Annotated in this window: 37 protein-coding genes; 2 read left to right on the top strand and 35 right to left on the bottom strand. The window is 68.0% G+C overall.

Translation table 11 applies throughout. The features are described from left to right. Positions 1-77: 77 nt before the first annotated feature. On the top strand, positions 78-983 hold the full coding sequence (gene coaA / locus GQR16_RS08385; protein ID WP_211373479.1) for a type I pantothenate kinase: 906 nt from the start codon (positions 78-80) through the stop codon (positions 981-983). A 180-nt stretch (positions 984-1,163) separates the two neighbouring features. On the opposite strand, the gene glmM is transcribed toward coaA, so the two are convergent. The 34 genes from glmM to rpsJ all read right to left on the bottom strand — a co-directional run bounded on the left by glmM (position 1,164) and on the right by rpsJ (position 22,343). Beyond that, positions 1,164-2,531 carry a phosphoglucosamine mutase gene (glmM, locus tag GQR16_RS08380; protein WP_157414697.1) on the bottom strand — a complete coding sequence of 456 codons (1,368 nt, stop codon included), beginning with the start codon at positions 2,529-2,531 and terminating at the stop codon, positions 1,164-1,166. 21 nt (positions 2,532-2,552) lie between these two features. Further along, complete coding sequence (gene rpsI, locus GQR16_RS08375; RefSeq protein ID WP_067878864.1) at positions 2,553-3,038, bottom strand: 30S ribosomal protein S9; 486 nt, start codon at positions 3,036-3,038, stop codon at positions 2,553-2,555. Between the two features lie 41 nt (positions 3,039-3,079). Continuing rightward, complete coding sequence (gene rplM / locus GQR16_RS08370) at positions 3,080-3,526, bottom strand: 50S ribosomal protein L13 (protein WP_157414696.1); 447 nt, start codon at positions 3,524-3,526, stop codon at positions 3,080-3,082. Positions 3,527-3,661: 135 nt separating this feature from the next. Further along, positions 3,662-4,600 (bottom strand): tRNA pseudouridine(38-40) synthase TruA, encoded by a 939-nt coding sequence (gene truA, locus GQR16_RS08365; RefSeq protein WP_157414695.1) that lies wholly within the window; start codon positions 4,598-4,600, stop codon positions 3,662-3,664. 123 nt (positions 4,601-4,723) lie between these two features. Then, the gene (rplQ, locus tag GQR16_RS08360; protein ID WP_157414694.1) at positions 4,724-5,242 is read right to left on the bottom strand and encodes a 50S ribosomal protein L17; all 519 of its coding nucleotides are present in this window, start codon (positions 5,240-5,242) and stop codon (positions 4,724-4,726) included. 47 nt (positions 5,243-5,289) lie between these two features. Next, on the bottom strand, positions 5,290-6,279 hold the full coding sequence (locus GQR16_RS08355; protein ID WP_157414693.1) for a DNA-directed RNA polymerase subunit alpha: 990 nt from the start codon (positions 6,277-6,279) through the stop codon (positions 5,290-5,292). A 176-nt stretch (positions 6,280-6,455) separates the two neighbouring features. Beyond that, positions 6,456-6,854 (bottom strand): 30S ribosomal protein S11, encoded by a 399-nt coding sequence (gene rpsK / locus GQR16_RS08350; protein WP_156999966.1) that lies wholly within the window; start codon positions 6,852-6,854, stop codon positions 6,456-6,458. A 32-nt stretch (positions 6,855-6,886) separates the two neighbouring features. Next, positions 6,887-7,267 carry a 30S ribosomal protein S13 gene (rpsM, locus tag GQR16_RS08345; RefSeq protein WP_055860129.1) on the bottom strand — a complete coding sequence of 127 codons (381 nt, stop codon included), beginning with the start codon at positions 7,265-7,267 and terminating at the stop codon, positions 6,887-6,889. A 171-nt stretch (positions 7,268-7,438) separates the two neighbouring features. Continuing rightward, positions 7,439-7,552, bottom strand: coding sequence for a 50S ribosomal protein L36 (gene rpmJ, locus GQR16_RS08340; protein ID WP_047561540.1), 114 nt, complete (start codon positions 7,550-7,552; stop codon positions 7,439-7,441). 68 nt (positions 7,553-7,620) lie between these two features. Further along, complete coding sequence (infA, locus tag GQR16_RS08335) at positions 7,621-7,842, bottom strand: translation initiation factor IF-1 (RefSeq protein WP_011186713.1); 222 nt, start codon at positions 7,840-7,842, stop codon at positions 7,621-7,623. A gap of 165 nt (positions 7,843-8,007) precedes the next feature. Next, positions 8,008-9,663, bottom strand: a complete 1,656-nt coding sequence (gene ptsP / locus GQR16_RS08330; protein ID WP_157414692.1) for a phosphoenolpyruvate--protein phosphotransferase — start codon at positions 9,661-9,663, stop codon at positions 8,008-8,010. 120 nt (positions 9,664-9,783) lie between these two features. Beyond that, positions 9,784-10,611, bottom strand: coding sequence for a type I methionyl aminopeptidase (gene map, locus GQR16_RS08325; RefSeq protein WP_281351379.1), 828 nt, complete (start codon positions 10,609-10,611; stop codon positions 9,784-9,786). Positions 10,612-10,617: 6 nt separating this feature from the next. Continuing rightward, on the bottom strand, positions 10,618-11,250 hold the full coding sequence (locus tag GQR16_RS08320; protein WP_157414691.1) for an adenylate kinase: 633 nt from the start codon (positions 11,248-11,250) through the stop codon (positions 10,618-10,620). Further along, a complete protein-coding gene (gene secY / locus GQR16_RS08315; RefSeq protein ID WP_157414690.1) occupies positions 11,247-12,566 on the bottom strand; it encodes a preprotein translocase subunit SecY in 1,320 nt (439 codons plus the stop codon). The genes GQR16_RS08320 and secY overlap by 4 nt, the downstream gene beginning before the upstream one ends. A 117-nt stretch (positions 12,567-12,683) precedes the next feature. After that, positions 12,684-13,355: a 50S ribosomal protein L15 gene (rplO, locus tag GQR16_RS08310; RefSeq protein ID WP_082462280.1), complete on the bottom strand. Its 672-nt coding sequence runs from the start codon at positions 13,353-13,355 to the stop codon at positions 12,684-12,686. Then, positions 13,355-13,540: a 50S ribosomal protein L30 gene (gene rpmD, locus GQR16_RS08305; protein WP_055860148.1), complete on the bottom strand. Its 186-nt coding sequence runs from the start codon at positions 13,538-13,540 to the stop codon at positions 13,355-13,357. Before rpmD ends, rplO begins: the two co-directional genes overlap by 1 nt. Beyond that, positions 13,540-14,211, bottom strand: a complete 672-nt coding sequence (gene rpsE / locus GQR16_RS08300; protein WP_255353513.1) for a 30S ribosomal protein S5 — start codon at positions 14,209-14,211, stop codon at positions 13,540-13,542. The genes rpmD and rpsE overlap by 1 nt, the downstream gene beginning before the upstream one ends. Positions 14,212-14,237: 26 nt before the next feature. Beyond that, positions 14,238-14,597, bottom strand: a complete 360-nt coding sequence (gene rplR / locus GQR16_RS08295; protein WP_067878886.1) for a 50S ribosomal protein L18 — start codon at positions 14,595-14,597, stop codon at positions 14,238-14,240. A gap of 2 nt (positions 14,598-14,599) precedes the next feature. Continuing rightward, positions 14,600-15,136 (bottom strand): 50S ribosomal protein L6, encoded by a 537-nt coding sequence (gene rplF, locus GQR16_RS08290; RefSeq protein WP_116083646.1) that lies wholly within the window; start codon positions 15,134-15,136, stop codon positions 14,600-14,602. A gap of 4 nt (positions 15,137-15,140) precedes the next feature. Further along, positions 15,141-15,539, bottom strand: a complete 399-nt coding sequence (rpsH, locus tag GQR16_RS08285) for a 30S ribosomal protein S8 (RefSeq protein ID WP_157414689.1) — start codon at positions 15,537-15,539, stop codon at positions 15,141-15,143. Between the two features lie 168 nt (positions 15,540-15,707). After that, a complete protein-coding gene (gene rplE, locus GQR16_RS08280) occupies positions 15,708-16,295 on the bottom strand; it encodes a 50S ribosomal protein L5 (protein WP_157414688.1) in 588 nt (195 codons plus the stop codon). Beyond that, the gene (gene rplX, locus GQR16_RS08275; RefSeq protein WP_157414687.1) at positions 16,295-16,654 is read right to left on the bottom strand and encodes a 50S ribosomal protein L24; all 360 of its coding nucleotides are present in this window, start codon (positions 16,652-16,654) and stop codon (positions 16,295-16,297) included. The genes rplE and rplX overlap by 1 nt, the downstream gene beginning before the upstream one ends. Positions 16,655-16,657: 3 nt before the next feature. After that, positions 16,658-17,026 carry a 50S ribosomal protein L14 gene (rplN, locus tag GQR16_RS08270; protein WP_156999952.1) on the bottom strand — a complete coding sequence of 123 codons (369 nt, stop codon included), beginning with the start codon at positions 17,024-17,026 and terminating at the stop codon, positions 16,658-16,660. A 32-nt stretch (positions 17,027-17,058) separates the two neighbouring features. Further along, complete coding sequence (gene rpsQ, locus GQR16_RS08265) at positions 17,059-17,364, bottom strand: 30S ribosomal protein S17 (RefSeq protein WP_157414686.1); 306 nt, start codon at positions 17,362-17,364, stop codon at positions 17,059-17,061. Between the two features lie 2 nt (positions 17,365-17,366). After that, a complete protein-coding gene (gene rpmC / locus GQR16_RS20055; RefSeq protein WP_157414685.1) occupies positions 17,367-17,690 on the bottom strand; it encodes a 50S ribosomal protein L29 in 324 nt (107 codons plus the stop codon). Then, the gene (gene rplP, locus GQR16_RS08255; RefSeq protein ID WP_149161171.1) at positions 17,690-18,109 is read right to left on the bottom strand and encodes a 50S ribosomal protein L16; all 420 of its coding nucleotides are present in this window, start codon (positions 18,107-18,109) and stop codon (positions 17,690-17,692) included. The genes rpmC and rplP overlap by 1 nt, the downstream gene beginning before the upstream one ends. Before the next feature lie 2 nt (positions 18,110-18,111). Then, entirely contained in the window at positions 18,112-18,864 is a 753-nt protein-coding gene (rpsC, locus tag GQR16_RS08250) for a 30S ribosomal protein S3 (protein ID WP_055860178.1), read from the bottom strand. Continuing rightward, a complete protein-coding gene (rplV, locus tag GQR16_RS08245; protein WP_055860181.1) occupies positions 18,864-19,229 on the bottom strand; it encodes a 50S ribosomal protein L22 in 366 nt (121 codons plus the stop codon). The genes rpsC and rplV overlap by 1 nt, the downstream gene beginning before the upstream one ends. Before the next feature lie 25 nt (positions 19,230-19,254). Then, entirely contained in the window at positions 19,255-19,536 is a 282-nt protein-coding gene (gene rpsS / locus GQR16_RS08240; protein ID WP_055860184.1) for a 30S ribosomal protein S19, read from the bottom strand. Positions 19,537-19,548: 12 nt separating this feature from the next. Then, positions 19,549-20,388 (bottom strand): 50S ribosomal protein L2, encoded by an 840-nt coding sequence (rplB, locus tag GQR16_RS08235; RefSeq protein WP_067878922.1) that lies wholly within the window; start codon positions 20,386-20,388, stop codon positions 19,549-19,551. Between the two features lie 16 nt (positions 20,389-20,404). Then, entirely contained in the window at positions 20,405-20,707 is a 303-nt protein-coding gene (gene rplW, locus GQR16_RS08230) for a 50S ribosomal protein L23 (protein ID WP_157414684.1), read from the bottom strand. Continuing rightward, complete coding sequence (rplD, locus tag GQR16_RS08225; protein WP_157414683.1) at positions 20,704-21,366, bottom strand: 50S ribosomal protein L4; 663 nt, start codon at positions 21,364-21,366, stop codon at positions 20,704-20,706. Before rplD ends, rplW begins: the two co-directional genes overlap by 4 nt. A gap of 3 nt (positions 21,367-21,369) precedes the next feature. Continuing rightward, positions 21,370-22,026 (bottom strand): 50S ribosomal protein L3, encoded by a 657-nt coding sequence (gene rplC / locus GQR16_RS08220; RefSeq protein WP_067878929.1) that lies wholly within the window; start codon positions 22,024-22,026, stop codon positions 21,370-21,372. 8 nt (positions 22,027-22,034) lie between these two features. After that, the gene (rpsJ, locus tag GQR16_RS08215) at positions 22,035-22,343 is read right to left on the bottom strand and encodes a 30S ribosomal protein S10 (RefSeq protein ID WP_017201594.1); all 309 of its coding nucleotides are present in this window, start codon (positions 22,341-22,343) and stop codon (positions 22,035-22,037) included. A gap of 599 nt (positions 22,344-22,942) precedes the next feature. Here rpsJ and GQR16_RS08210 point away from each other — a divergent pair. After that, positions 22,943-23,407: an OsmC family protein gene (locus GQR16_RS08210; RefSeq protein ID WP_157414682.1), complete on the top strand. Its 465-nt coding sequence runs from the start codon at positions 22,943-22,945 to the stop codon at positions 23,405-23,407. A 55-nt stretch (positions 23,408-23,462) separates the two neighbouring features. On the opposite strand, the gene GQR16_RS08205 is transcribed toward GQR16_RS08210, so the two are convergent. Next, complete coding sequence (locus tag GQR16_RS08205) at positions 23,463-24,689, bottom strand: acyltransferase family protein (protein WP_157414681.1); 1,227 nt, start codon at positions 24,687-24,689, stop codon at positions 23,463-23,465. Positions 24,690-24,695: the final 6 nt, after the last annotated feature.

The raw sequence follows: 24,695 nt of genomic DNA, 5'->3' as shown, positions 1-24,695 counted from the left end.
CGTGCCGCCGACAGTAGACTGTCGAGGTGCCGGACCCGCAGACCTCGTCGACTCCGATCGCGCAGATCTCACCGTTCATGGAGCTCCCACGAGCCGACTGGTCGGAGCTCGCACCGTCGGTGCCGGCCCCGCTCAGCGAGACCGAGATCGTGCAGCTCCGCGGCCTCGGCGAACCCCTCGACATGCGCGAGCTCGCCGAGGTGTACCTGCCGCTCAGCCGCCTGCTGAACCTCTACGTCGGCGGCACCAAGGCCCTGCGCAGCGCGACGGGCGAATTCCTGCGCGAACGCGTCGAGTCGACGCCCTTCGTCATCGGCGTCGCCGGCTCGGTGGCAGTCGGCAAGTCGACGATCGCCCGCGTGCTGCGCGAGCTCCTCGCGCGGTGGGAGCACACCCCCCGTGTCGAGCTCATCACGACCGACGGGTTCCTCTTCCCCAACGCCGAGCTCGAACGGCGCGGACTCATGGCGCGCAAGGGCTTCCCCGAGTCCTACGACCGACGCGCGCTGCTGCGGTTCGTCAGCGAGGTCAAGGCCGGCGCCCCCGAAGTGCGCGCGCCGTTCTACTCGCACCTGGCGTACGACATCGTGCCCGACGCGCAGATCACGGTGCGGCGGCCGGACGTGCTCATCGTCGAGGGCCTGAACGTGCTGCAGCCGCCCGGCCCCGGGCACCGGCTCGCCGTGAGCGACCTCTTCGACTTCTCGATCTACGTCGACGCCCGCACGAGCGACATCGCCCGCTGGTACGAGGAGCGCTTCCTCAAGCTGCAGCGCGGTGCCTTCACGAACCCGCGCTCGTACTTCCACCGCTACGCCAGCCTCACCGAGGAGCAGGCCCGTGCGCGCGCCGGTGAGATCTGGCGCAGCATCAACGAGCCGAACCTGCTCCAGAACGTGCGCCCGACCCGGTCGCGGGCCTCACTCGTGCTCCGCAAGAGCGCCGACCACAGCGTGTCGACGGTGCTGCTGCGCAAGCTCTGACTCGCTCGTCCACGCTGACGGCACGGATGCTGGAGCAGCTGCATGCGCCGGGGCCGATGTCGGCGTCGGCATCGGCATCGGTGTCGGCTTCGGCGTCGGCGTCGGATGCGACGAACGGATGCCGCGGCGACCGCACCGTCATCGGTGGGGCCGCACGCGGCATCCGTTCGTCGTGGTGGTTCAGCCCTCGAGGGCGAGCTGCGACCTGACGGTCTCCGCGAGGGATGCGGCGTGGCGCTCAGCGTCGTCCTGGCTGCGCGCCTCGACCATGACGCGGACCATCGGCTCGGTGCCCGACGGGCGCAGGAGCACCCGACCCGTATCACCGAGCTCGGCCTCGACCGCGGCGACCGCGGCCGCGATCGTCTCGTCGTCTGCGAGGGCGTGGTGGTCGACGCCGCGCACGTTCACGAGCACCTGCGGGTAGACCGTCATGACCGACGCGAGCTCGGCGAGCGACTTGCCGGTCCGCGCCATCTCGGCCACGAGGTGGAGGCCGGTCAGCACGCCGTCGCCGGTGGTCGCGAACTCGCTCATGATGACGTGGCCGGACTGCTCGCCGCCCAGCGCGAGCTTCTCGGCGGCGAGGGCCTCGAGCACGTATCGGTCGCCGACCTTGGTCTCGACCACGCGGATGCCGCGGTCGGCCATGGCCCGGCGCAGGCCGAGGTTCGACATGACCGTCACGACGAGCGTGTCGTCGGTGAGCGCGCCGCGTTCGTGCATGGCCACGGCGAGGATCGCCATGATCATGTCGCCGTCGACGATGTTGCCGTCGGCGTCGACGGCGAGGCACCGGTCGGCGTCGCCGTCGTGGGCGATGCCGAGATCGGCCCCGTGCTCGAGCACGGCCGCGGCCAGGTGGTCGAGGTGCGTCGAGCCGACGCCGTCGTTGATGTTCATGCCGTCGGGGTCGGCCCCGATGACGGTGACCTTGGCGCCCGCATCGCGGAAGGTCTCCGGCGACACGCCGGCGGCCGCGCCATGGGCGCAGTCGAGCACGACGTGGATGCCGTCGAGACGGTTCGGCAGCGTGCCGAGCAGGTGCACGACGTAGCGGTCTTCGGCGTCGGCGAACCGGCGGATCCGGCCGACGCCGCCTCCGATGGGCGCGAGCTTCTGCCGGCCGAGGTAGGACTCGATGCGGTCCTCGACCTCGTCAGGGAGCTTCGTGCCGCCGTACGAGAAGAACTTGATGCCGTTGTCGGGCGCCGGGTTGTGCGACGCCGAGATCATGACGCCGAAGTCGGCGCCGATCGAGTCGATGAGGAAGGCCGTTGCGGGAGTCGGGATGACCCCGGCGTCGAGGACGTCGACGCCCGAGCTCGCGAGGCCGGCCGAGACGGCGGCGGTGAGGAATTCACCCGAGACGCGCGGATCGCGCGCCACGACGGCGACGGGTCGTCGACCCGCCGCGCGGAGTTCGTCGGCGTGCCTGCCCTGCGTGAGCACGGCGGCAGCCGCCTGGGCGAGGCCCAGGGCCAGGTCAGCCGTGAGTTCACGGTTGGCCAGGCCCCGGACCCCGTCAGTTCCGAAGAGCCGAGGCATTCGGAGTTCCGGAGCGCTGGATCAGCGCTTCGAGAACTGGGGAGCCTTGCGGGCCTTCTTGAGACCGGCCTTCTTGCGCTCGATGACGCGGGCGTCACGCGTGAGGAAGCCGGCCTTCTTGAGGGCCGGACGGTTGTTCTCACGGTCGATCTCGTTGAGCGCACGGGCGATCGCGAGGCGCAGCGCGCCCGCCTGGCCCGAGGGGCCGCCGCCGGTGATCTTGCCGATCACGTCGTACGAGCCGGTGAGCTCGAGCACCGTGAACGGGTCGGTGATGAGCTGCTGGTGCAGCTTGTTCGGGAAGTAGGCGGCGAACTCACGGCCGTTGACCGTGATGTTGCCGGCGCCCGGAACGACGCGCACGCGTGCGATGGCCTGCTTGCGACGGCCGACGGCTGCGCCGGACACGTTGAGCACGGCACGGGGGGTGGTGGGAGCCGCCGCGGGGGCGCTCTCGGTGGTGTAGCTCTCCGGAGCCGCGTCGAGCTGGTCTGCGATCTTCGCCATGGTGGTGTGAATCCTTTTCGAGAACGTCGAGGGTGCCGGAATTACTGGGCGACCTGGGTGAGGGTGTACGGCGTGGGCTGCTGCGCCGCGTGCGGGTGCTCCGCGCCTGCGTAGACCTTCAGCTTCTTGAGCTGGGCACGACCGAGCGAGTTCTTGGGGAGCATGCCGCGGATCGCCTTCTCGACGGCGCGGACGGGGTTCTTCTCGAGGAGCTCGGCGTAGCCGACCGCCTTGAGGCCGCCCGGGTAGCCCGAGTGGCGGTAGGCCTTCTTCTGGAGGAGCTTCTGGCCGGTGAGGGCCACCTTCTCGGCGTTGACGATGATGACGAAGTCACCGGTGTCCATGTGGTTCGCGAAGGTCGGCTTGTGCTTGCCGCGCAGCAGGGCTGCGGTGTGGCTCGCGAGACGGCCGAGAACGATGTCGGTGGCGTCGATGATGACCCAGTCGCGCTGGATCTCGTTCGCCTTGGGGGTGTAGGTGCGCGTCACTATCGTGCTGCTTTCTGATCGAGTGAGGGGTTCGTGAATCCCACTCCGTGGGTGTTCGACCGCGATGCGGCCGAGCGGCCCGGTGGAGGGCTCAACTTCGGGTGCCGGCGCAGAGGGCGGCACCAAAGAGACAGCCTAGCCGATGACCCCGTGAACGTGCAATTCGCGCCGCGCCCTGGTCAGGGTCGCACGGGCGGCGAGCTCGTCGTCGTCGGGGTACCCGACCTCGGTGAGCACGAGCCCCTTCGCGGGCATCACCTTGAACGCACTCGTGCGCTCCGTGGCCCGCAGCAGCGCCAGGGGGTCGGATGCCTCGAGCCGCCCCTCCCCCACGGCCACGCACGCGCCGACGAGCGCCCGCACCATCGAGTGGCAGAACGCGTCGGCCTGCAGGGACGCGACGAGGACGCCGTCGGCCCGCCGGTGCCATCCGTAGTGCTGGAGGGTGCGGATCGTCGTGGCCTCCGCGCGGGGCTTGCAGAACGACGCGAAGTCGTGGAGGCCGAGGAGCGAGCCTGCGGCGGCGTTCATCGCCTCGACGTCGAGCGTTCGCGGATACGCGACCGTCGTGCGCCTGGTGAGCGGATCGCGCAGCGCCGCGAGGTCGGCGACGAGGTACTCGTACCGGCGCCAGATCGCCGAGAAGCGGGCGTCGAACCCCTCGGGAGCGAGGTCGGCGCCGGTGATCACCACGTCGGCGTCGGCCCCGATGATGCCCGTGAGTCGGCGTGCGAGCACCGCGGCGGGGCCGGTCTGCTGTCCGGGATGGCCTCGTCGCGGCCGGACGACCGCCATGAGCGCGGCTCTGGGCACGTCGAGGTGGGCGACCTGGCCGCGCGCGTGCACGCCCGCGTCGGTCCGCCCTGCGACCGTGAGCCGCGGCACGGCGCCCGTGCGCCGGAAGAGCGTTCCGAGGGCCTCCTCGAGGACCCCCTGCACCGTGCGCTGGGTCGGCTGCCGACTCCACCCGTTGAACTCGGTGCCGTCGTAGGCGATGCCGAGCCGGATGCGGACGACGGATGCCTCGGCCGCGGCATCCGCGACCGCACCCGTCTGCTCGTCGGCCGCACTCATGCCGACAAGCCTAGAACGACGCAGGAGGGCCTCCGTGCCGCCGACGGCCGGTTGCGCCCCGCACTGGGGACGCCGAAGGGCCCCGGTGCAGATGCACCGGGGCCCTTCGAACAACAGCGTCGACTACTTGGCGTCGGCGGACTCCTCGGCGGGAGCCTCGTCGGCGGCCTCAGGCGTCTCCTCGACCTCGGCGACCTCGACGGTCTCCTCGGCCTCGACGACGGGCGCCTCTTCGGCGACCGGCGCGGCGGCGGCCGGCTTGGCGGCGCGCACCTTCGGGGTCACGGGCTCGAGGACGAGCTCGATGACCGCCATGGGCGCGTTGTCGCCCTTGCGGTTGCCGATCTTCGTGATGCGGGTGTAGCCGCCCTCACGGTCGGCGACCTGGGGAGCGATGATCGTGAACAGCTCGTGGACGACGGCCTTGTCGCCGATCACAGCGAGGACGCGACGGCGGGCGTGCAGGTCGCCGCGCTTGGCGAACGTGATGAGACGCTCGGCGAGCGGACGAAGGCGCTTCGCCTTGGTCTCGGTCGTGGTGATCGACTTGTGCGTGTAGAGCGCAGCCGCGAGGTTGGCGAGCATGAGCCGCTCGTGCGAAGGTCCGCCTCCGAGGCGGGGGCCCTTGGTGGGCTTCGGCATGGTTCGTTATCTCCAGTAGTGGGGGTCGGTACGGCGGGCGAGAAGGACTAGTTGTTCTCTTCTTCGAAGCCCGTGTAGAAGTGGGCCCCGTCGAATCCGGGGACGGAGTCCTTCAGCGAAAGACCCATCTCGGTGAGCTTGTCCTTGACCTCATCCACCGACTTCTGACCGAAGTTGCGGATGTTCATGAGCTGCGACTCCGAGAGGGCGACGAGCTCGGACACGGTGTTGATGCCCTCGCGCTTGAGGCAGTTGTAGCTGCGCACCGAAAGGTCGAGGTCCTCGATCGGGATCGAGAGCTCGCTCGAGAGCACGGCGTCGACCGGCGCGGGGCCGATCTCGATGCCCTCGGCGGCCACGTTGAGCTCACGGGCGAGACCGAACAGCTCGGTGAGCGTACGGCCGGCCGACGCGATGGCGTCACGCGGGCTGATGGCGGGCTTCGACTCGACGTCGACCACGAGGCGGTCGAAGTCGGTGCGCTCGCCGGCACGGGTGGCCTCGACGCGGTAGGTGACCTTCAGGACCGGCGAGTAGATCGAGTCGACCGGGATCTGGCCGGCCTCGGAGTACTCGTTGCGGTTCTGGCTCGCCGAGACGTAGCCGCGGCCGCGCTCGATCGTCAGCTCGAGCTCGAACTTCGCCGACTCGTTGAGCGTGGCGATGACGAGCTCGGGGTTGTGCACCTCGACGCCTGCCGGAGCGGAGATGTCCGCAGCGGTGACCTCACCGGCACCCTGCTTGCGCAGGTACGCCGTGATGGGCTCGTCGTGCTCGCTCGAGACGACCAGGTTCTTGATGTTCAGGATGATCTCGGTGACGTCTTCACGCACACCGGGAACGGTCGAGAACTCGTGCAGCACGCCGTCGATGCGGATGCTGGTGACAGCCGCACCGGGGATGGACGAGAGGAGCGTACGCCGGAGCGAGTTGCCCAGGGTGTAACCGAAGCCCGGCTCGAGGGGCTCGATCACGAAACGCGAACGGAACTCCGAGATGTTCTCTTCGGTGAGCGTCGGACGCTGTGCGATCAGCACTGTGGATTCCTTTCGGCAGGGTGTCCGCTATATGACACCTGCGAGTTCGAGGATCTTGAGTTGTAGAACGTGCGTGTCGCCGGTCGAGGAGGCCCATCGGGACCGTATCGAGGCCCGCGGATGTCGCGGGGCCCCGATACGGGCGGCGGGCGCCCTCCTCGACCGACGAGGAGTGCTTAGACGCGGCGGCGCTTGGGCGGGCGGCAACCGTTGTGAGCCTGGGGCGTCACGTCGTTGATGCTGCCGACCTCGAGGCCTGCGGCCTGGAGCGAGCGGATCGCGGTCTCACGGCCCGAGCCGGGGCCCTTGACGAAGACGTCGACCTTCTTCATGCCGTGCTCCTGCGCCTGGCGTGCTGCCGACTCTGCGGCGAGCTGCGCGGCGAACGGGGTCGACTTGCGCGAACCCTTGAAGCCGACGCCACCGGAGGAGGCCCAGCTGATCACGGCACCGGTGGTGTCGGTGATCGAGACGATCGTGTTGTTGAACGTCGACTTGATGTGGGCCTGGCCCACGGCGATGTTCTTCTTTTCCTTCTTGCGCGGCTTGCGAGTAGCCGCCTTGGATGCTGCCATGTGTGAAATCTCCTAGATCTGGCGACGAGCGGTTACTTGCGGCCGGGCTTCTTCTTGCCGGCGACGGTGCGCTTCGGGCCCTTGCGGGTACGAGCGTTGGTCTTGGTGCGCTGACCGCGGACCGGGAGACCACGACGGTGGCGGATGCCCTCGTAGGAACCGATCTCGACCTTGCGGCGGATGTCGGCGGCGACCTCGCGGCGGAGGTCACCCTCAACCTTGTAGTTGCCCTCGATGTAGTCGCGCAGCGCGACGAGCTGGTCGTCGCTGAGGTCCTTGACGCGGATGTTCCCGTCGATACCGGTCTCCGCGAGCGTCTCCAGCGCGCGAGTGCGGCCGACGCCGTAGATGTAGGTGAGTGCGATCTCCACGCGCTTCTCGCGCGGGATGTCGACTCCTGCAAGACGTGCCATGTTCGGCTTCTCCTGTTTTCGAAGTGGAGGTGTGGAGCAACACCGGTGCTCGGGCCTCCGCCCCGAGGTGTCCCCACGGCATCCGGGATGCCGTGGTTCTGGTGTTGCCGATATGCAGTGTTCAGTTATGAGGACGAACCGCGCCCGAGGGAGGGTTCGAAAGTCTTCTGACTAGCCCTGGCGCTGCTTGTGGCGCGGGTTCTCGCAGATCACCATGACGTTGCCGTGGCGGCGGATGACCTTGCACTTGTCGCAGATGGGCTTGACGGAGGGGTTGACCTTCATGAGTGTTTCCTTGGATTCGCTGTCTTCGTGCCCGTGGGGTGCCTCGGGCCGTTACTTTCCAGCAGCGCTTACTTGTAGCGGTAGACGATGCGTCCGCGCGTCAGGTCGTAGGGGCTCAGCTCCACGATCACGCGGTCCTCGGGGAGGATTCGGATGTAGTGCTGGCGCATCTTGCCTGAGATGTGTGCGAGAACCTTGTGCCCGTTCGTGAGCTCAACCCGGAACATCGCGTTCGGGAGAGCCTCGATGACCGAGCCCTCGATCTCGATGACGCCGTCTTTCTTGGCCATAGCCTCACTATCGCTTGGAGTTTGGGATGCTGGTCGTGCGATGATGCTCAGTGTCGACCCGGCACGCGAGACGAGACGTCGGGCATGCCAAGGCGCACGTGCAGAGCACCAAGGGTCAACTTTACGACATTCCGCACGATTAAGCGAACCGAGGCCGCACCCGCCTCACCGCGCCTCAGCCGCGGCCCGCGCCGCCTGTCTGGCTTCGGTCGCCCCCTCGGCGGCGAGTGCCGCTCGGGCGATGCGCGCGGCATCCGCCAGGTCGTAGCCGCGCAGCGATGCGCGCACGTCCGCGATGGCCGACGGCGACATCGACAGGGACGTCACGCCGAGACCGACGAGCACCACGGCGAGCAGCGGGTCGGCCGCCGCCTCGCCGCAGACGCCGACGGGCTTCCCCGACGTCGCGCCCGCCGCACCGACCTCGCCGATGAGCCGCAGCACGGCCGGATGCCACGGATCCTGCAGCGCGGCCACCGACCCGAGCAGCCGATCGGCGGCCATCGTGTACTGCGTGAGGTCGTTCGTGCCGATCGAGGCGAACTCGGCGACTCCGAGCACCCGGTCGGCGATCAGCGCCGCCGCCGGCGTCTCGATCATCACGCCCGCGACCCGGATGCCGAGCTCGTGCGCGAGCTCGGTGAAGTAGCGCGTCTCCTCGACGGTCGCGATCATCGGGGCCATGACCTGCAGTTCGGCCTCGGTCTCGGCCTCCGCCTGTGCGAGCGCGGTGAGCTGATCGCGCAGCACCGGCTCCGCGGCGCGGAGTGCCCGGATGCCGCGCAGCCCGAGCGCGGGATTCGGCTCGGCGTCGTCGTTCACGAACGAGAGCGGCTTGTCGGCTCCGGCGTCGAGCACCCTGACCACGACCTTGCGCCCCGGGAACGCCTCGAGCAGGCGCACGTACTCCGCACGCTGCTCGTCGATGCCGGGCGCGCGCTCGGCGTCGAGGAACAGGAACTCGGTGCGGAACAGCCCGACCCCCTCGGCCCCGAGTCGCACGGCTGCGGCGGCACCGTCGGCCGAGCCGAGGTTCGCGAGCAGGGGCACCGCCGTTCCGTCGGCGAGGCGGCCCGGCTCGATCGGAGCCGTGGCGATGGCCGCGCGCTCGGCGATACGGTGTTCGGCGGCGGCGAGCTCGTCGGGCGTGGGTCCGACCGTGACGGTGTCGGCGCCCGCATCGACGATGACCGAGTCGCCGTCGAGGAGCGACGACGCACCCGCGACGCCCACGATCGCGACGATCGACTTCTCGCGCGCCAGGATCGCCGTGTGCGAGGTCGGCCCCCCGTCGACGGTCACGACCGCGCTGACCTGATCGAGGTCGAGTGTCGCGGTGTCGGCCGGCGAGAGGTCGCGGGCGACCAGGACGAACGGATGCCCCGGCGACGGCACTCCGGGCGCGGGCACACCCGCGAGATGCGCTCGCACCCGCTGCGAGATGTCGTCGAGGTCGGCGGCCCGTTCGGCCAGGTAACCGCCCATGCCGGCGAGCATGTCCCGATATCCGACAAACGCGTCAAACACCGCGCGTTCGGCCGTGGCGCCCGCCTGCACCCGATTCTCGACCTCGGTACCGAGCGACGGATCCGCGGCCATGAGCGCCTGCGCCTCGAGCACGTCCTTCGCGGTGCCGCCGGCCGTGAGCCCTCGTGCGGCGAGATCGGCCGCGGTGGCGGTGAGCGCGCTCGTGGCCCGTTCGGACTCGACATCGGGCGCGAGCTCGCTGACGCGGTCGGGCGGCTCCGGCAGCGGGTCCGCCATGCGGATCACCGAGCCGATCGCGACGCCGACGCCGACACCGGTTCCCCTGAGCTGCATGCGATGCCCCTCCCCGTCGCGGTCCGCCCTCGTCGCGAGCGACTCTGCTCCCCCGACTTCACCCTACCCAGCGGGCTCCGGCGTATGAAGCCCCGGCCGGCGAAGTTCGAGCAGGTCGGATCAGGAGATCGGCGCCGGCACGATGCCGTACGGCGCGAGCCCCTCGGCGCCGCCGTCTTCAGCCGTGAGGACCCAGATGCCGCCGTCATGCACGGCCACCGAGTGCTCCCAGTGCGCGGAATCGGCGCCGTCGGAGGTGGTGACGGTCCAGCCGTCGTCGCGGACGAAGGTCTCGATGGACCCCGCGACCACCATGGGCTCGATGGCCACGACGAGTCCAGGACGCACGGCGGGGCCGCGCCGATCGACGCGGTAGTTGAACACGGGCGGCTCCTCGTGCATGGACCGCCCGATGCCGTGGCCGACGAAGTCGGTCAGGATGCCGTACTCGCCGGCATCCTCGATGTACTCCTCGATCGCGTCGCCCACCTCGTTGAGCCGGCGGGCGGTCGCCAGCGCGGCGATGCCGCGCCACAGCGACCCCTCGGTCACCTCGCTGAGCCGGGTGCGGGAGGCGATGAGCTCCGGCCGTTCCGGATCGGGGATCACGACGGTGAATGCGGCGTCGCCGTTCCAGCCGTCGACCTCGGCTCCCCCGTCGACCGAGACGATGCCGCCCGCACGGAACGGCCGATCGGTCGGCACGCCGTGCACCACGTCGTCGTCGATCGAGACGCAGAGCGTGTGGTGGTAGCCGGGTTCGAGCTTGAAGTTCGATCGCCCGCCGAACTCCGCCACGACGCGTTCGGCCGCGGAGTCCAGATCGAGACCGGTCGAGCCCGGGGCGATGAGGCGGCGAGCCTCGGCCAGCGCAGCCGCGGTGGCGGCGCCGGCCGGGCGCATCGCCCGCAGCTCAGCCGCGGACTTGTAGATCGAACGCCGGAACACGCCGGTTCAGGCAGCCGCGCCGTTGCCGCCGGAGCGCTGTGCGACGAAGCCGCGGGCCGCGAGCGCGTCGAAGATGCGCTGCGTGACCTCGTCGAGCGAGCCGACGCCGTCGATCGCCAGCACGAGGCCCTGGCCGCGGTAGACGTCGAGGATCGGCGCGGTCTCACGCTCGTAGATGGCCAGGCGGTTCGCGATGACCTCTTCGGTGTCGTCGGTACGCCCCTGCTTGACCGCGCGGTCGTGGAGCCTGGTGATGCTCTCTTCGCGGGGCACCTCGAGCTCGATGACGGCGTCGAGGCCCTCACCGCGACCGCTCAGGAAGTCGGCGAGGTCGTCGACCTGCCCGCGGTTGCGCGGGTAGCCGTCGAGGAGGAAGCCCGCAGCCGCGTCGGGCTGCGCGAGACGGTCGCGCACGAGCTCGCTCGTGAGGGCGTCGGGAACCAGGTCACCGGCCTCGATGATCGCCTGCACCCGCTTGCCGAGCTCGGTGCCGCCCGACACGTTCGCGCGGAAGATGTCGCCGGTCGCGACCTGCGGGACGCCGAACGCCTCGGCGACGAGGACGCCCTGGGTGCCCTTGCCGGAGCCCTGCGGGCCCACGATCAGGAAGCGTGCGGAGGCGGTCGAACTGGCCGTCATCGGAGGAGCCCTTCGTAGTGGCGCTGCTGCAGCTGTGCGTCGATCTGCTTCACGGTCTCGAGACCGACGCCCACGATGATGAGGATCGATGCGCCGCCGAACGGGAAGTTCGCGTTGGCGCCGACCATGCTCAGGGCGATGAGCGGGATCAGGGCGATCAGACCGAGGTACAGCGAGCCGGGCAGCGTGACGCGGGTCAGCACGTAGTCGAGGTACTCGGCCGTCGGGCGGCCTGCGCGGATGCCGGGGATGAAGCCGCCGTACTTCTTCATGTTCTCGGCCACCTCGTCGGGGTTGAAGGTGATCGCCACGTAGAAGTACGTGAACCCGACGATGAGCAGGAAGTACAGGAGCATGTAGAGCGGGTGGTCGCCCTTGGTCAGGTAGTTCGTGATCCACACGACCCAGGCCTGCGGCTCCTCGCCTGCGGCGGGCTGGTTGAACTGCGCGATGAGCGCGGGCAGGTACAGCAGCGAGGAGGCGAAGATGACGGGCACGACGCCGGCCATGTTGACCTTGATCGGGATGTAGGTGTTGTTGCCGCCGTACGTGCGGCGTCCCACCATGCGCTTGGCGTACTGCACTGGGACGCGCCGCTGCGACTGTTCGACGAAGACGACGGCGACCACGATCAGCAGGCCGACCGCGAGGACGACGAAGAAGGTGTCGAGGCCGCGGGCCTGGGCGATCGACCAGAGCGAACCCGGGAACGTCGAGGCGATCGACGTGAAGATCAGGAGCGACATGCCGTTGCCGATGCCGCGCTCGGTGATGAGCTCGCCCATCCACATGATGAGGCCGGTACCGGCGGTCATGGTGATGACCATGAGCAGGATCGCGTACCAGGCGTCGTTCGTGATGAGCTGCGAGCACGAGGGGTCACCCGACGGGAACAGGGCACCCGAGCGGGCCACCGTGATCAGCGTCGTCGACTGCAGGACGCCGAGGGCGATGGTCAGGTAGCGGGTGTACTGCGTGAGCTTGCCCTGGCCCGACTGGCCCTCCTTGTAGAGGGTCTCGAAGTGGGGGATGACCACGCGCAGCAGCTGCACGATGATCGAGGCCGTGATGTACGGCATGATGCCCAGCGCGAAGATCGACAACTGGAGCAGCGCGCCGCCCGAGAACAGGTTGACGAGCTCGTAGAGGCCCGTGGTGCTCTGGCTCGCCGCGAGGCAGGCCTGCACGTTGCCGAAATCCACGAACGGCGCCGGGATGAACGAGCCGAGTCGGAACAGGGCGACGATGCCCAGCGTGAACCCGAGCTTGCGGCGAAGATCCGGCGTGCGGAAGATCCGCCCGATGGCGTTGAACACTCGTCCTCCTGTTGCTCCGTCATGGAGTCAGTTCCAAATATGGCTCGAGCCTGTCGAGACCCCCGTGAATCATACGCGAGGTCCCGACAGGCTCTGACCGGATGTGGTGCTTTGGTACTACTTGACCGAACCGCCGGCGGCGACGATCTTCTGCTCGGCCGAGCCGGAGACCTTGTCGACGACGACGTTCAGCTTCACCTGGAGGTCGCCGTTGCCGAGGACCTTCACGCGCTCGTTCTTGCGGACAGCGCCCTTCTCGACGAGATCGGCGATGGTGACATCGCCGCCCTTCGGGTAGAGCTCGGCCAGCTTGTCCAGGTTCACGACCTGGTACTCCACGCGGAACGGGTTCTTGAAGCCGCGCAGCTTCGGCGCACGCATGTGGTACGGAAGCTGTCCACCCTCGAAACCGGGGCGGATGTTGTTGCGGGCCTTCGAGCCCTTGGTGCCACGACCTGCCGTCTTGCCCTTGGAACCCTCACCGCGTCCGACGCGGGTCTTGTCCTTCTTGGCACCGGGAGCGGGACGAAGGTGGTGCACCTTCAGAACCTGCTCGCGCTTCTCGGCGACGTCCGCCTTGGGGGCGGCCTTCTTGGCAGGGGCCTTCTTCGCGGGAGCCTTCTCGGCAGCCGCGTCGTCGGCCTTCGCAGCAGCGGCCTTGGCCGGTGCCTTCTTCGCGGCGGCAGCCTTGGGAGCTGCAGCCTTCTCGGCGGCGGGCTTGGCCGCAGCCTTCTTCGCGGGAGCCTTCTTGGGGGCTTCTGCGGCGGCGTCGATCTTCTCGTCAGCCATTAGTCAATCTCCTCAACCTTCACGAGGTGAGCGACGGTGTTGACATACCCGCGGTTCTGCGGGTTGTCCTCACGCACGACCGACTGGCCGATTCGCTTGAGACCGAGGCTGCGCAGCGTGTCACGCTGGTACTGCTTCTCGCTCACCTTGGACTTGATCTGCGTCACCTTGAGCTGCTTGGCCATCAGGCACCTGCCTTCGCTGCTGCGGCGGCCTCGGCCGCCTGAGCCTCGGCACGCAGCAGACGAGCCGGTGCGACCTCGTCGTAGGCGAGGCCACGACGTGCGGCGACTGCGCGCGGCTCTTCGAGCTGCTTCAGGGCCTCGACCGTTGCGTGCACGATGTTGATCGTGTTCGACGAGCCGAGCGACTTGCTCAGCACGTCGTGGATGCCGGCGCACTCGAGCACGGCGCGCACGGGACCACCGGCGATGACACCGGTACCGGGCGATGCCGGACGAAGGAGCACGACGCCGGCCGCAGCCTCACCCTGGACGGGGTGGGGAATGGTCGCGCCGATGCGCGGGACGCGGAAGAAGTTCTTCTTCGCCTCCTCGACGCCCTTCGAGATCGCGGTCGGAACTTCGCGGGCCTTGCCGTAGCCGACGCCCACGAGGCCGTTGCCATCGCCCACGACGACGAGCGCCGTGAAGCTGAAGCGACGACCGCCCTTGACGACCTTCGACACGCGGTTGATGGTCACGACGCGCTCGAGGAACTGGCTCTTCTCGGCGTCGCGGCCACCGCGGTCGCGGCCACCCTGGTTGCGGTCACGACCGCCACCACGACGGTTGTCGCGCTCGTTGCGAGCCGGCTCAGAGGCAGCAGCCGTCTCGACGGGTGCCTCTGCAGTCACCTCGGTCTCCTTAACGGTGTTCTCACTCACAGGTTGAGCCCTGCCTCTCGCGCTCCATCGGCGATCGCTGCGACACGACCGGCGTACTTGTTGCCGCCGCGGTCGAAGACGACCGACTCGACGCCGGCCTTCTTCGCGCGCTCTGCGACGAGCTCGCCGACCTTCTTGGCCTTGGCGGTCTTGTCACCGTCGAACGCACGGAGGTCGGCCTCCATGGTCGAGGCGCTGGCCACGGTCAGGCCCTTGCTGTCGTCGACGACCTGCACGAACACGTGACGGGCCGAACGGGTGACGACGAGGCGCGGGCGCAGCTCGGTGCCGACGACCTTCTTGCGAAGGCGGGTGTGGCGGCGCGAACGCGCAGCCGTCTTGGTCTTCACAGCCATGATTACTTACCTGACTTTCCGGCCTTGCGACGCACGACCTCGCCGGCGTAGCGGATGCCCTTGCCCTTGTAGGGCTCGGGCTTCTTGATCTTGCGGATGTTCGCGGCGGTCTCGCCGACGGCCTGCTTGTCGATACCAGCGACCGTGAGCTTGTTGTTGCCCTCGACGGTCAGCGTGATGCCGGCAGGCGCCTCGACGGTGACGGGGTGCGAGAAACCGAGCGCGAACTCGATCGCAGTGCCCTTCTGCGCGACGCGGTAACCGGTACCGACGATCTCGAGGCCCTTGGAGTAGCCCTCGGTGACGCCGATGATCTGGTTCGCGATGAGCGTGCGGGTCAGGCCGTGCAGCGAACGCGATGCGCGCTCGTCGTCGGGACGCGTGACCAGGACCTGGTTCGCCTCGACCTTTGCCTCGATGGGCGAAGCCACGGTGAGCGAGAGCTCGCCCTTGGGGCCCTTGACGTTGACGGCGGAGCCGTCGACCTTGACCTCGACACCTGCGGGGATGTCGATGGGGAGTCGTCCGATTCGTGACATGGAATTACCACACGTAGGCGAGGACTTCCCCACCCACGCCCTTCTTCTCGGCCTGGCGGTCGGTCAGCAGACCGCTGGAGGTGGACAGGATCGCGACGCCGAGGCCGCCGAGCACCTTGGGGATCTCGGTCGACTTCGCGTAGACGCGGAGGCCGGGCTTCGAGACGCGCTTGATGCCCACGATCGAGCGCTCGCGGTTCGGGCCGAACTTGAGGGTCAGCGTGAGCTCGGTGCCGACGCGGGCGTCGGTCACCTCGAAGCCGGCGATGAATCCCTCTTTGGTGAGGATGTCGGCGATGTGCGACTTCAGCTTGGAGTTCGGCATCGTCACGGAGTCGTGGTGCGCCGAGTTCGCATTGCGAAGGCGGGTCAGCATGTCAGCGACCGGGTCGGTCATCGTCATGACAGATGTTTCCTTACGTTCACCAGGTTTCAGCACCCGTTACACGGAGGCTGACCTGTGGTGGTGGCGGTTCGCGGTTGCGTACCGCCGATATGCCGGTGCCGGCGGGGCCTCGGAAAGCTCCGAGACCCGCCGGCGCTGGCACAAACTCGTTGAGTCTACTACGAATTACTGAGCGGACTCAGCCGACTTGAACGGGAAGCCCAGCTGCTTGAGCAGCGAGCGGCCCTCTGCGTCGGTCTTGGCGGTGGTCACCACAGTGATGTCCATGCCACGGACGCGGTCGATCTTGTCCTGGTCGATCTCGTGGAACACGGACTGCTCCGTGAGACCGAAGGTGTAGTTGCCGGTGCCGTCGAACTGCGCGTCCGAGAGACCGCGGAAGTCGCGGATTCGGGGCAGTGCGAGCGACAGCAGGCGGTCGAGGAACTCCCACATGCGGTCGCCGCGCAGCGTGACGTGCGTGCCGATCGCCTGGCCCTCGCGCAGCTTGAACTGCGCGATGGACTTGCGGGCCTTGGTGACCTGCGGCTTCTGACCGGTGATCTTGGTGAGATCGGCGATCGCACCGTCGATGACCTTGCCATCGCGCGCGGCCTCGCCGACACCCATGTTCACGACGATCTTCACGAGACCCGGAACCTGGTGCACGTTGGTGTAGCCGTGCTCCTCGGTGAGGGCCTTGGCGATCTCGGTGCGGTACTTGGTCTTCAGGCGCGGCTGGATTTTGCCAGCCTGCGTAGCCGTTTCGGTCATCAGATGTCCTTGCCTGACTTCTTTGCGTAACGAACGCGGACCGTCTTGGTGACGCCGTCCTTCGTGATCTGCTCTTCGCGGAAGCCGACGCGGGTCGGCTTCTTCGTCTCGGGGTCGACGATCGCGACGTTCGAGACGTGGATCGGTGCCTCGTGGGTCTCGATGCCGCCGGTCTTCGAACCGCGCTGCGTCTGGCCGACGCGCACGTGCTTGGTGACGAAGTTCACACCCTGCACGACGACGCGGTTCTCGGCGACGAGCACCTCGATGACCTTGCCCTGCTTGCCGCGGTCTCCGCCGCGAGCCTGGCTGCGGCCCGAGATGACCTGAACGAGGTCACCCTTCTTGATGTTGGCCATGACTTAGATAACCTCCGGTGCCAGCGAGATGATCTTCATGAACTTCTTGTCGCGAAGCTCGCGACCGACCGGTCCGAAGATACGGGTGCCGCGAGGGTCACCATCGTTCTTCAGGATCACCGCGGCGTTCTCGTCGAACTTGATGTAGGAACCGTCGGGACGACGGGTCTCCTTGACGGTGCGGACGATGACGGCCTTGACCACATCGCCCTTCTTGACGTTGCCGCCGGGGATCGCGTCCTTGACCGTGGCGACGATGACGTCACCCAGGCCGGCGTAGCGACGCTTCGACCCGCCGAGCACGCGAATGGTGAGCAGCTCCTTGGCGCCGGTGTTGTCGGCGACCTTGACTCGTGATTCCTGCTGAAGCACTTCTGTCTCCTTCTTTCAAGCAAGCCAGAGGCTTACTTGGCCTTCTCGGCGATCTCGACGAGGCGCCAGCGCTTCGTGGCGGAGAGCGGACGGGTCTCGGAGATCACGACGAGGTCGCCGATGCCGGCGGAGTTCTGCTCGTCGTGGGCCTTGATCTTCGAGGTGCGGCGGATGACCTTGCCGTACAGCGGGTGCTTCACGCGGTCTTCGACCTCGACGACGATGGTCTTGTCCATCTTGTCGCTGACGACGTACCCACGACGAACCTTGCGGTACCCGCGAACGAGTTCGGCCGACTCGGCGACCTCGGCTGCAGCAGCCTTCTTGGTCTCAGCCATGATCAGGCCTCCTTCGTCTCTGCGACCTCGGCAGGGGCTTCCGCCTCGGCCTTGGCCTTCTTCGTCTTCTTCTCAGCCTTGGCCGGAGCCTCGACCGGTGCGGGAGTGGCACGGATGCCGAGCTCACGCTCACGGATGACCGTGTAGATGCGAGCGATGTCGCGCTTGACCGCACGCAGGCGGCCGTGGCTCTCGAGCTGGCCGGTGGCCGACTGGAAGCGCAGGTTGAACAGCTCTTCCTTGGCCTTCTTCAGCTCGTCGACGAGTCGCTCGTCTTCAAAGGTGTCGAGCTCGACAGTGGCGAGCTCCTTCGTTCCGACGGACATTATGCGTCGCCCTCCTCGCGCTTGATGATGCGTGCCTTGAGGGGCAGCTTGTGGATGGCACGGGTCATGGCCTCGCGAGCGAGTTCCTCGGAGACGCCCGAGACCTCGAAGAGGACGCGACCCGGCTTGACGTTGGCGACCCACCACTCGGGCGAACCCTTACCGGAACCCATGCGGGTTTCGGCCGGCTTCTTCGTGAGCGGACGGTCGGGGTAGATGTTGATCCACACCTTGCCGCCACGCTTGATGTGACGCGTCATGGCGATACGAGCGGACTCGATCTGACGGTTGGTCACGTAAGCGGGCGTCAGCGCCTGGATGCCGAACTCACCGAACGACACCTTGGTGCCACCGGTGGCCTGGCCCGAACGGCCGGGGTGGTGCTGCTTGCGGTACTTGACTCGACGGGGAATCAACATGGTTATGCCTCAACTCCTGCTGCCACCGGCTCCTGCGCCTTGGGCGCACGGCGGGGACGGTCATTGCGGTCGCCACGCGAGGGCTTCTGCGAAGCCTGCTCCCGTGCGAGCTCCTTGTTGGTGATGTCGCCCTTGTAGATCCAGACCTTCACGCCGATGCGGCCGAAGGTGGTCTTCGCCTCGTAGAAGCCGTAGTCGATGTTCGCGCGGAGCGTGTGCAGGGGCACACGGCCTTCGCGGTAGAACTCCGAGCGGCTCATCTCGGCGCCGCCGAGGCGGCCGGAGACCTGGATGCGGACACCCTTGGCGCCGGCGCGCTGAGCGCCCTGCAGGCCCTTGCGCATCGCGCGGCGGAAGGCCACACGTGCGGAGAGCTGCTCGGCGATGCCCTGCGCGACGAGCTGGGCGTCGGCCTCGGGGTTCTTGACCTCGAGGATGTTGAGCTGGATCTGCTTGCCGGAGAGCTTCTCGAGGTCGGCGCGGATGCGCTCGGCCTCGGCGCCGCGGCGGCCGATCACGATGCCGGGACGCGCGGTGTGGATGTCCACACGAACGCGGTCACGGGTGCGCTCGATCTCGATGCGCGAGACTCCCGCGCGGTCGAGCGAGGTCTGGAGCAGGCGACGGATCTTGACGTCCTCGGCGAGGTAGTCGGCGTAGCGCTGTCCGGGCTTGGTCGAGTCGGAGAACCACCGCGACACATGGTCGGTGGTGATGCCGAGACGGAAGCCGTACGGGTTTACTTTCTGACCCATTACTTCGTACCCTCCTCGGGCGTGGCGAGCACGACGGTGATGTGGCTCGTTCGCTTGTTGATGCGGAAGGCACGACCCTGCGCGCGCGGCTGGAATCGCTTGAGGGTGGTGCCCTCATCGACGAATGCGCGGCTGATGTAGAGGTCCTGCTCGTCCAGATAGGTGTTCGTTGCATCGGCCTTGACGCGAGCATTCGCGATGGCCGAGGCGACGAGCTTGTACACCGGCTCGCTCGCACTCTGGGGTGCGAACTTCAGGATGGCGAGTGCCTCCTGTGCCTGCTTGCCGCGGATCAGGTTGACGACGCGACGGGCCTTCATGGGGGTCACGCGGATGTGACGCACGCGTGCGATCGACTCCACCATTTCTCTCCTCCTTTTCGCCTCCGCGTTAGCGGCGGCGACCCTTCTTGTCGTCCTTCACGTGTCCACGGAAGGTGCGGGTGGGGGCGAACTCTCCGAGCTTGTGACCCACCATGGTCTCGGTGACGAACACCGGGATGTGCTTGCGGCCGTCGTGCACGGCGATCGTGTGCCCGAGCATGGCCGGGATGATCATCGAGCGACGGGACCACGTCTTGATGACGTTCTTGGAACCGGCTTCGTTTGCGACGACGACCTTGCGAAGCAGGTGCTCGTCGACGAAGGGGCCCTTCTTAAGACTGCGAGGCATCTTCTCTTACTCCTACTTGCGCTTCTTGCCGACGGTGCGACGACGGACGATGAGCTTGTCGCTTTCCTTGTTGGGGCGACGAGTGCGTCCCTCGGACTTGCCCCAGGGGCTGACCGGGTGACGACCACCGGAGGTCTTGCCCTCACCACCACCGTGCGGGTGGTCGACCGGGTTCATCGCGACACCACGCACGGTCGGGCGGACGCCCTTCCAGCGCTTGCGGCCGGCCTTGCCCCAGTTGATGTTCGACTGCTCGGCGTTGCCGACCTCGCCGATGGTCGCGCGGCAGCGCGCATCGACGTTGCGGATCTCGCCCGACGGCAGACGGAGCTGCGCGTAGGGGCCGTCCTTGGCGACCAGACGAACCGAGACGCCGGCCGAGCGGGCGAGCTTGGCGCCGCCACCGGGACGGAGCTCGATCGCGTGGATGACGGTACCCGTCGGGATGTTCTTCAGCGGCAGGTTGTTGCCCGGCTTGATGTCGGCGCCTGCGCCCGACTCGATCGGGTCGCCCTGCTGCAGCTTGTTCGGCGCGAGGATGTAGCGCTTCGTGCCGTCCACGAAGTGGAGCAGCGCGATGCGGGCGGTGCGGTTGGGGTCGTACTCGATGTGAGCGACCTTGGCCGGCACGCCGTCCTTGTCGTTGCGACGGAAGTCGATCACACGGTACTGGCGCTTGTGGCCACCACCGATGTGACGGGTCGTGATGCGACCCTGGTTGTTGCGACCACCGGTCTTCGAGAGCGGCTTGAGCAGCGACTTCTCGGGCGTCGAACGCGTGATCTCCGCGAAATCGGCGACGGAGGAACCGCGACGACCCGGGGTCGTGGGCTTGTACTTACGAATAGCCATGTTCTTCCTCTGCTCCTTAGCCGACAGCCGTGAAGATGTCGATCGAGCCGGACTTGAGGGTGACGATCGCGCGCTTGGTGTCCTTGCGCTTGCCCTGGCCGAACCGGGTGCGGCGGGTCTTGCCCTGACGGTTCAGCGTGTTGATCGACGCCACCTGGACGTTGAAGATCTTCTCGATGGCGAGCTTGATCTCGGTCTTGTTCGAGCGGGGGTCCACGGTGAACGTGTACTTGCCCTCGTCGATCAGGCCGTAGCTCTTCTCCGAGACGACCGGCGCGATGATGATGTCGCGCGGGTCCTTGTTGTGTGCGGCACTCATGCGGAGACCTCTTCCTTCTTCGCCGTCTTCGCGGCGATGAACGCCTCGAGCGCAGCGGTGCTGAAGACGATGTCGTCCGAGACGAGCACGTCGTAGGCGTTCAGCTGGTCGACCGGCAGCGTGTGCACGGTCGGGATGTTGCGGACGGCGCGCTCTGCGAGCTCCTCGCCACGGGCCAGCACCACGAGGTAGTGCTTCGCCGGGGCGATCGACGTCAGGAGCGCCAGGGCGTCCTTCGTCTTCGCGACATCGCCGGCCACGAAGGCGTCGACGGCGTGGATGCGGCCGCCGCGGGCGCGGTCGGAGAGAGCGCCGAGCAGAGCAGCGGCGATCATCTTCTTGGGGGTGCGCTGCGAGTAGTCACGCGGCTGCGGTCCGTGGACGATGCCACCACCGGTCATCTGAGGAGCGCGGATCGAGCCCTGACGAGCGCGGCCGGTGCCCTTCTGCTTGAACGGCTTGCGGCCGGCGCCGGAGACCTCACCACGGGTCTTGGTCTTGTGGGTGCCCTGACGCGCTGCGGCGAGCTGGGCGACGACGACCTGGTGGATCAGCGGCACGTTGGTCTGCACGTCGAAGAGCTCGGCGGGGAGCTCAACGGTGCCGGACTTCTTGCCGGTGACGTCGAGGGTGTCGATGGTGTTGGTCGCGGTAGCCATGGACTACGCCCCCTTCACTGCGTTGCGGACGAAAACGAGACGGCCACGCGCACCGGGGACGGCGCCCTTGACGAGCAGCAGACCCTTCTCGGCGTCGACGGCGTGCACGCGGAGGTTGAGCACGGTCACGCGCTCGCCACCCATGCGGCCGGCCATGCGCATGCCCTTGAAGACGCGGCTGGGCGTCGACGAGGCACCGATGGAGCCGGGCTTGCGGTGGTTGCGGTGCGAACCGTGCGAAGCGGAGACGCCCTTGAAGTTGTGGCGCTTCATGACACCGGCGAAGCCCTTGCCCTTGCTCGTGCCGACGACGTCGACGAGCTGGCCGGCCTCGAAGGCACCCTCGACGGGGAGCTCCTGGCCGAGCGCGTACGACGCGGCGTCCGCGGTGCGGACCTCGGTCACGTGGCGGCGGGGGGTCACGCCTGCGGCGGCGAAGTGGCCGGTCGCGGGCTGGTTGACCTTGCGGGGGTCGATGGCGCCAGCGGCGATCTGCACAGCCTCGTAGCCGTCCTTCTCGACGGTGCGGAGCTGGGTGACCACGTTGGGGGCGATCTCGATGACGGTCACGGGCACGAGCTTGTTGTTCTCGTCCCACACCTGGGTCATGCCGAGCTTCGTGCCGAGCAGACCCTTCACGTTCTTGGTAGCGGAAGACATCTGTTACCTCAGAGCTTGATCTCGATGTTGACGTCTGCCGGCAGGTCGAGACGCATGAGCGAGTCGACGGCCTTGGGCGTCGGGTCCACGATGTCGATGAGGCGCTTGTGGGTGCGCATCTCGAAGTGCTCGCGGCTGTCCTTGTACTTGTGGGGCGAACGGATGACGCACACCACGTTCTTCTCGGTCGGAAGCGGCACGGGGCCGACGACCGTGGCGCCCGCGCGGGTCACCGTGTCGACGATCTTGCGCGCCGAGGTGTCGATGACCTCGTGGTCATACGACTTCAGTCGAATGCGGATCTTCTGTCCCGCCATGTCGAGCTCTCTCTCTGTCAAGGCGCCATACCCCTTCCGAGGGCATCGGGCGCCGCGTAGCGACTTCTGATGAAGCAACCACTGTTCTTCTGTCAAAGGCTGTGATCGAGCCTGCCGAACCCACCGCATGGCGGTGACCTCGGCACGCTCGACCACGAGCCGTATCCCCGAATCCCTCGCTCGGACCCCTGCATTCCTCGCGGAAGACATGGTTTGCCCAAGGCTGTGTTGGTTTCGGTTCAGTCGTGTTCTGCTGCCCGCGGCCTAACCTGACCCCTGGCGCACTCCGACTCGAGGAGCCGAAGCCCTTCGGTGCTGGTGCACGGGTGGTTATGCACTGCCTGGCAGTGATCCGGACGCACGCACAGCGCACGCCCGAAATGTTGAACTCACCAAGTTTGCCATATTCGGGGCATTGCTGCAACCCGGGCGTGTCGCGCGTGATTCCGGGCGAAACCCGGGACGACTGCCAGAGCCGAGCGCTGCGGCCGAGCCGTCGCAACTTCGGTGTGATCCGATTGTCCCACGGGGGCCTGTGAGCACGCCGGGCATCCCTCCCCCACTACCCGGCGACGCCCGGCAGCGGCGAGGATGTCGGTATGACGAAGACTCCGGCCACCGGCATCCACCACCGCGAGAGCGCGAACGCGAGCGAGGGCAGCGTCTCCGCCGCCCGAACCGGTGAACGCACGTTCGAAGGGCGCAACGCGTCGGGCGCGACGGTCGCGATCGGCCCGCTCGGCACTCCCGGGCACTTCTCCCCCGGCGAGCTGCTCAAGCTCGCCCTCGCCGCCTGCTCGGGCATGAGCGCCGACCGGGTGATCTCGCGGCGCCTCGGCGACGACGTGGCGTTCACCGTCTGGGCCCACGGCACCTCGGAGCCCGACAACCGCTACGACCGCATCGAGGAGGAGCTGCTCATCCCGCTCTCGGCCCTGACGGACGCCGAGCGGGAGAAGCTCGCCCAGCTCGTCTCGGCCTCGATCGCACGCAGCTGCACGGTGGGGCGCAGCGTCGAGGAGGACATCGACGTCTCGCACGAGATCGTCGACGTCGGCGAGTGAGCCGCACGCGGCATCGGCACCCCGGCGACGGGCCGGAGCCGCGGCATCCGCTCGGCTAGTCCCCGTGGTTGCGTCGGTCGCAGGCGAGCTCCTCGGCGGCGATGCCGGGCGCCACCGAGCCGATCGCGAGCACGCCGGCGAGCGTGAACGCGAGCGCTCCCGCGAGCACGCGCGGATGCGAGCCGATCGGGCCGCCACGACGGCGGAACGGATCCTCGATGTACCGCTTCGACGCCCAGGCCACGAGCAGCGAGACGCCGACGAGCGCGACCATCAGCGCCGGCGGGCTCGGAACCCCCGTGATCATCGGCACGAACATGAAGATCGGCCAGTGCCAGAGGTAGAGCGAGTACGACACGTCCCCGACCCACTGCACCGGGCGCAGACCGACCACGCCGGCCGTCGACCAGCGGGTCGCGGGCATCCCGGCCCAGATGATCGCGAGCGTTCCCGACACCGGCAGCAGCACCCAGAGCCCCGGGAATGCCTCGGTGTCGACGAACGTGACGATCGGGACGATGATCAGCGCGAGCCCGAGCCACGAGACGAGGCTGCGGCCCGCCCTCCACCGATCCGCCATGAGCCCGGGCACGGCGTTCACGAGCAGCGCGAGCAGGCCGCCGACGCCGAACTCCCAGCCCCTGCCGAAGGTCGAGAAGTACGCGAGGTTGTGATCGCTCGCCGTCAGCACGAGCGACCACGCGAACGACAGCGCGGTGACCGCGCCGAGCACGATGGCGAGCGTGCGCTTCAACGATGCGCTCCGGCGGTGCACGAACCAGAGCGCCGCGATGACGAGCAGCGGCCACAGCAGGTAGAACTGCTCCTCGACCGACAGCGACCAGAAGTGCTGCACCGGCGTCGATTCGAGATCTGCGGATGCCGGCAGCTGCGAGTCCGCGGCCAGGCGCCAGTTCTCGACGTAGAACGCGCTCGCGACGATCTCGCGGAAGAACGGGTTCCACTCGCGATAGGGCGCGAACGCGAGCGTCGCCGCGGAGACGGCCAGCAGCACGGCCATCGCGGCCGGAAGAATGCGTCGGGCCCGCCGGAGGTAGAAGGCGCCGAGCGAGATGCGGCCGGTGCGGTCGACCTCCCGCAGCAGCAGCGCCGTGATGAGGTAGCCCGATACGACGAAGAAGACGTCGACGCCCATGTAGCCGGCGGGGGCGACCGCGGGCCACCCGTGGTGCAGCACGACCGCACCGACGGCGACGGCCCGGAGCGCTTGGATCTCGGGCCGCACGGTGGTCGTGCTCGGAGCCGTTGCGGGTACTGCCATCCGTCC

Origin of the sequence: Agromyces allii (assembly GCF_009749385.1) — a bacterium.
GTDB lineage: Bacteria > Actinomycetota > Actinomycetes > Actinomycetales > Microbacteriaceae > Agromyces > Agromyces allii.
The sequence above is the reverse complement of the archived record's forward strand: the minus strand, read 5'-3'. Positions and strand labels throughout refer to the sequence as shown.